Annotated in this window: 6 protein-coding genes; 2 read left to right on the top strand and 4 right to left on the bottom strand. The window is 69.6% G+C overall.

Annotated features, from left to right (window positions below; all coding sequences use genetic code 11):
- Positions 1 to 505: glycoside hydrolase family 3 N-terminal domain-containing protein (locus AC1D01_RS19370; RefSeq protein WP_477869122.1), on the bottom strand; the 505-nt coding region annotated here is incomplete at its 3' end.
- Between the two features lie 325 nt (positions 506 to 830).
- Positions 831 to 1,673, bottom strand: coding sequence for a 23S rRNA (adenine(2030)-N(6))-methyltransferase RlmJ (locus AC1D01_RS19365; RefSeq protein WP_477869120.1), 843 nt, complete (start codon positions 1,671 to 1,673; stop codon positions 831 to 833).
- 167 nt (positions 1,674 to 1,840) lie between these two features.
- Here AC1D01_RS19365 and AC1D01_RS19360 point away from each other — a divergent pair, with 167 nt between their 5' ends.
- Both AC1D01_RS19360 and AC1D01_RS19355 read left to right on the top strand, forming a co-directional pair.
- A complete protein-coding gene (locus tag AC1D01_RS19360) occupies positions 1,841 to 2,848 on the top strand; it encodes a zinc-binding alcohol dehydrogenase family protein (protein WP_477869118.1) in 1,008 nt (335 codons plus the stop codon).
- Between the two features lie 36 nt (positions 2,849 to 2,884).
- Positions 2,885 to 3,937, top strand: coding sequence for an AbrB family transcriptional regulator (locus AC1D01_RS19355; RefSeq protein WP_477869116.1), 1,053 nt, complete (start codon positions 2,885 to 2,887; stop codon positions 3,935 to 3,937).
- A gap of 17 nt (positions 3,938 to 3,954) precedes the next feature.
- Here AC1D01_RS19355 and AC1D01_RS19350 read toward each other — a convergent pair whose 3' ends face one another.
- A complete protein-coding gene (locus AC1D01_RS19350; protein ID WP_477869124.1) occupies positions 3,955 to 4,524 on the bottom strand; it encodes an MOSC domain-containing protein in 570 nt (189 codons plus the stop codon).
- Between the two features lie 13 nt (positions 4,525 to 4,537).
- Positions 4,538 to 5,332, bottom strand: a 795-nt coding sequence (locus AC1D01_RS19345; protein ID WP_477869114.1) for a substrate-binding domain-containing protein, incomplete at its 5' end; no start/stop codon positions are given.

Raw genomic sequence — 5,332 nt, 5'->3', positions numbered from 1 at the left:
GCCCGATGTTGTGCGGGAAGAGCGTCGCGCCCTTCACGTTGTTGTGGCCGTGCACCGCGTCCGTGCCCCAGATCAGCGGGATCGGGTTCGTGTTGGCCGGGTCCTTCGACGCGGCCCACAGCGAATCGGCCAGCGCCAGCCAGTCGGCGACCGGCGCATCCTTGTGCTGGCCCGGGAACGATCCACCGCCGTTCAGCACCGAGCCCAGGTGGTAGGTCTTGATGTCGTCCGGCGTCACGCCCTGGATCTCGACCTGCGTCATCTGGCCAACCTTCTCCTCCAGGCTCATCTTGGCGAGCAGCGCGTCGACCTTCGACTCGATGTCGGCATCACGGGCCACCGCGCTCTTGATCGCGGGCCAGTCCTGCAGCGGGGTGGTCGGGATGTCGGTGCTCACGGGAGGCGGTGCCGGGCTGTCGTTGGAATCGCCTCCGCCGCAGGCGCCCAGCGTGAGCGCAAGGCCCCAAGCGAGCCCATGCAGGGCAGCGCGGGAAGAACGGATCATGGCTTGTCTCCTCTTGTGGGTATGTCGTGCGCTTCAGCGGAGCGAGCGAACGCGGCGCGAGCATAGCCACGGCTGAAAGCGCTTGCAAGAAGACGTTTACCAATCGTTAAGGCGATGACAAGTCCGAAGTGATCCTTCGAAGACTGTGAAAAACATCACATGACACGGCGCGACATGAGCAGCCGCGCGCCCTGGCGCGGATTGCGGCGGTGCAGCTACGGCACCGCAGCAAAAAGGCGCTCGTCAGGGAATCTACCGAGCGTTTCGTGAAACTCGGCTGAAACCGCTTGCAACCTCACTTACCGCTTAACTGACGCCGCGCAGTTCAAGCCGTCTTCTGCTCGAGCAGGTAGTTCGCGTCGTCGTACTGTCCCAGCACGTCGACCAGGTACGGCAGCACGGCGAGCAGTTCGTCGTGCAGCGTGTACGGCGGGTTCAGGATGAACATGCCGCTGCCGGCCAGGCCGAAGCCCTGCGAGTCGGGCACCTGCACCGTCAGGCGCACGTGCAGCCAGCCCTTGGGCGCGAGGCCCTCGAGCCGGCGCGGCAGCTGCGCCGCTTCGAGCTTCTGCACCTGCGGGTACCAGACCATGTAGACGCCTTCGTTGAAGCGCAGCAGCGCTTCGCGCAGCGAGGCGATCACGCGCCCGTAGTCGCCGTGGCCTTCGTAGCTCGGGTCCATCAGGATGGCCGCGCGCCGGCTCGACGGCGGCACCTGGCCCTTCAGCCCGTCGAAGCCGTCGGCGTTGAAGATCTCGACGTTCTTCGTCTCGCCGAGGAAGGACGCGAGGATGCGGTGGTCGGTGTTGTGCAGCTCGAACAGCCGCAGCTGGTCCTGCGCGCGCAGCAGCATCTGCGAGAAGGCCGGCGAGCCGGGGTACTGGCGCAGCTTGCCGTCGGGGTTGAACTGGCGCACCGCGGCCACGTAGTCGGCCACCGGGCCGGGCAGGTCGTCGCGGCCCCACAGGCGCGCGATGCCCTGCTCGAACTCGCCCTTCTTCGTCGCGTACTGGCCTTCGAGCGAGTAGCCGCCGGCACCGGCGTGGGTGTCGACCAGGCGGTACGGCTTCTCTTTCTGGTTCATGTAGCGCAGCACCATGCCGAGCACGGTGTGCTTGAGCACGTCGGCATGGTTGCCGGCGTGGAAGGCGTGGCGGTAGGCGAGCATGGGCGGCTTTCTGGAAAACGGGCAGCCTCGTATTGTCGTCGCCGCAGTCTCGATCCCGCTCGGCTTCAAATCCTGTTTGAAGGTGATAGTTCCCGCGACTGGATTATCAATTTCCGCCAAGCTGCCTACAGTGCCCGGACTGACCACTTCCCTTCCGGAGCCGCCCGATGAAAGCCGTTGCCTACCGCCGCCCCCTGCCGATCGCCGATGCCGACTCGCTGCTCGACGTCACGCTGCCCGAACCCACTGCCGCCGGCCGCGACCTGCTGGTGCGCGTGCAGGCGGTGTCGGTGAACCCGGTCGACGTGAAGATCCGCGCCGGCAGCCCGCCCGCCGAGGGCCAGTTGAAGGTGATCGGCTGGGATGCCGTCGGCACCGTCGAGGCGGTGGGCGAGCAGGTCACGCTGTTCAAGCCGGGCGACCGCGTCTGGTACGCCGGCGACATCACGCGGCCCGGCAGCAATGCCGAGCTGCAGTTGGTCGATGAGCGCATCGTCGGCCACGCGCCCACGTCGATCCCGGTCGCGCAGGCCGCCGCGCTGCCGCTGACCGCGATCACCGCGTGGGAACTGCTGTTCGACCGCCTCGGCGCCACGGCCGACACCGAAGGCGCGCTGCTGATCATCGGCGCGGCCGGTGGCGTCGGCTCCATCCTGACGCAACTCGCGCGCCGGCTGACGAAGCTGACGGTGATCGGCACCGCGTCGCGCCCCGAGACGCAAGCCTGGCTGCGCGAACTCGGCGCGCACCACGTGATCGACCACCATCAGCCGCTGCTGCCGCAACTGCAGGCCGCCGGCGTGCCGCAGGTCAGCGCRGTGGCCGGGCTCACGCACACGCCCACCTACTTCCAGCAGATCGTCGAAGCGCTCGCGCCACAGGGCAAGCTCGCGCTGATCGACGACTTCAAGGAACCGCTCGACGTGATGCCGATGAAGCGCAAGAGCCTGTCGTTGCACTGGGAGCTGATGTTCACGCGGCCGATGATGCAGACCGCCGACATGCACAAGCAGCACGAGCTGCTCGACGAGGTCGCCCGGCTGATCGACGCCGGCCGGCTGCGCAGCACGCTCGGCGAGCACTTCGGCACGATCAACGCCGCCAACCTGAAGCGCGCCCATGCCTTCATCGAGAGCGGCAAGGCGCGCGGCAAGGTGGTTCTGGAAGGGTTCTGAAAGCGCGTTGACAGCCCCTGCGGCTAGCATCGCCGGGTGCCTGAATTCCTCGCGCGGCGCCCGGCCCGCCTTGCCCTGACCCTCCTCGCCGGCGCCGCGGCCGCCGGCCTGTGCCTGCTGCTGCACACCCCGCTGCCATGGATGATCGGCCCGCTGATCGCGACCGCGATCGGCTGCATGGCCGGCCTGCCGCTCGCGGCCGCCACGCCGCTGCGCAACGCCGGCCAGTGGGCCATCGGCACCGTGCTCGGGCTGTACTTCACGCCGCAGGTGGTGGGCATCGTCGCGAGCCACTGGGCGGTGATCCTCGTCGGCATCGCGTGGGCGCTGCTGCTCGGCGCCGGCTTCGGCCTCTACCTGGCGCGCGCCAATGCCGCGATGGCGCTCGACCGGCCGACGCTGTTCTTCGCGAGCGCGATCGGCGGCGCCTCCGAGATGGCGGTGCTCGCCGAGCGCTACGGCGGGCGCATGGACCTGGTCGCAAGCGCGCATTCGCTGCGCATCCTGCTGGTCGTGCTGACGATCCCGTTCGGCTTCCAGTTCGCCGGGCTGCACGGGCTCGACCCGACGCTGCCCGGCCCGCAGGTCGTCGAGTGGCACGGGCTGCTGCAGCTGATCGCGATGACGGCCGCCGGCGGCGCCTTCCTGCGCTGGCGCGGCGTCTCGAACCCGTGGGTGCTGGGCCCGCTGTTCGTCGCGTTCGGGCTCACCGCCACCGGCGTCGAGCTGTCGGCCGTGCCGAAGTGGATGACCAACCTCGGCCAGCTCTTCATCGGCGTCGCGCTCGGCACGCGCTTCACGCCGGCCTTCCTGCACACGGCGCCGCGCTGGCTGCTCAGCGTGGGGGCGGGCACGCTGGTGATGATCGCGCTGTCAGCAGGCTTCGCGCTCGGCGTCGCGCAGTTCAGCGGCCTGCATCCGGCCACCGTGCTGCTCGGCACCTCGCCCGGCGGCATCGCCGAGATGTGCCTGACGGCCAAGGTGCTGGAGCTGGGCGTGCCGGTGGTGACGGCCTTCCACGTCACGCGGATGGCGGCGGTGGTGCTGCTGGCATCGCCGATGTTCCGCTGGTCGGCGCCGAGGGCTTGAGCCCCCAGCCCGGCTCTTCAGCCCTTCTTCATGCGGGCACGGAACAGCTCGGGAATCCCGACCTCGCGCGGCCCCGGCACCAGCTCGAAGGCCTGTCCGGCGCGCAGCGTGCCGGGCGAGCGCACCGACAGGTAGAAGCCGCACCAGGCGCTCGACGCCATCATCTTCGCGGCCTGGTTGAAGCCCATCGCCGCATTGAACTTGAAGCACGGAAAGCGCGGCTCGCTGACCGCGAGCTCGCAATCGGGAAAGCGCAGCACGTCGCCGATCCACGCCTGGTCTTCGAGCATGCCGGCGAGCGTCAGGTTCTCGCCGATCGAACCGTGCGGCAGCGGCTCGTTCCAGCCGGCCGCCTGCGCCTGCGCGCGCACCGTCTGCCAGAACGGGTAGTGCTCGCTCGGGTAGGCGTACACCGCCTTGCCCAGGCCGCCGTGCACGCTGAGGTCGGCCTGCTCGTCGCCGTCCAGCCCCATCAGCTGCGCCGCGACCGGGCCGTCGACCGGTTGCTTGCCGATGGCGGTGAGCACCGGCCGGCCGTCGATCAGGCGCTCGCTCGCGCGGGCGGCGTTGACGCTGAGCAGGCGCATCGTCACCGGCAACTCAGCCGGCGGGCGCACGCCAGCCACGCACGCTGGCCGCGACGCGGCGACCCTGCGGGCCGGACACCCAGGCCGTGAACAGCTTGGCCGCCGGGTGGTTGACGCGGAACGAGCGCATCACGTGGACCTCGGTCGCCAGCAGCGGATCGCCTTCGACGACGATCGCGAGCGGCTTGGTCGTGTGGCTCAGCCAGACACCGCGCTCCACCACCGCGTACGCGTTCTGCGCCGCGGCCTGCGCGATGATCGAACTCTTCGGGTCCGCGGGCACGTACCAGGGTGCGACCGGCGCCACCTTCGACGCGCGCCACAGCGGCAACTCGGCCAGCGCCGCGCCGCTGCCGTTGTTGTTGCCGAGGAAGCGCGCCTGCGCGTTCGCGATGCTCATCAGCGCGATGCCGATGTCCTTGCCGCCGAGCACGCCGGCCGGGTCCTTGGCCTTCTTGCCCTTGCCTTCGACCGGGCCGATCAGCACGTAGTCGCCGAGCGCAACGCGGTGGCGGTCGTGCGCCAGGCCCTGCTTCTCGAGCTGCATCTCAAGCTCCGGCGCATTCGTCATCGCCATGTCGATCTCGCCGCGCTCGAGCGCCTGGATCAGCGTGGCGCTCTGGCCGCCCGAGATCTGCACCGCGACACCGGTGTCGCGGCCGAAGCCCTTCTGGAAGGCCTGGCCGAGGCCGGAGTCGAGCATCGCCTGCTCGACGCCCATCAGCAGCGGATCCGCCAGCGACTTGCGCTGGGCCGCACGGGCGGTGAAGGAAGCGGCCAGGCCGCTGGCGGCCGCGAGGGAGAGGAG

This window comes from Rhizobacter sp. P3_B12 (genome assembly GCF_056402895.1).
The sequence above is the reverse complement of the archived record's forward strand: the minus strand, read 5'-3'. Positions and strand labels throughout refer to the sequence as shown.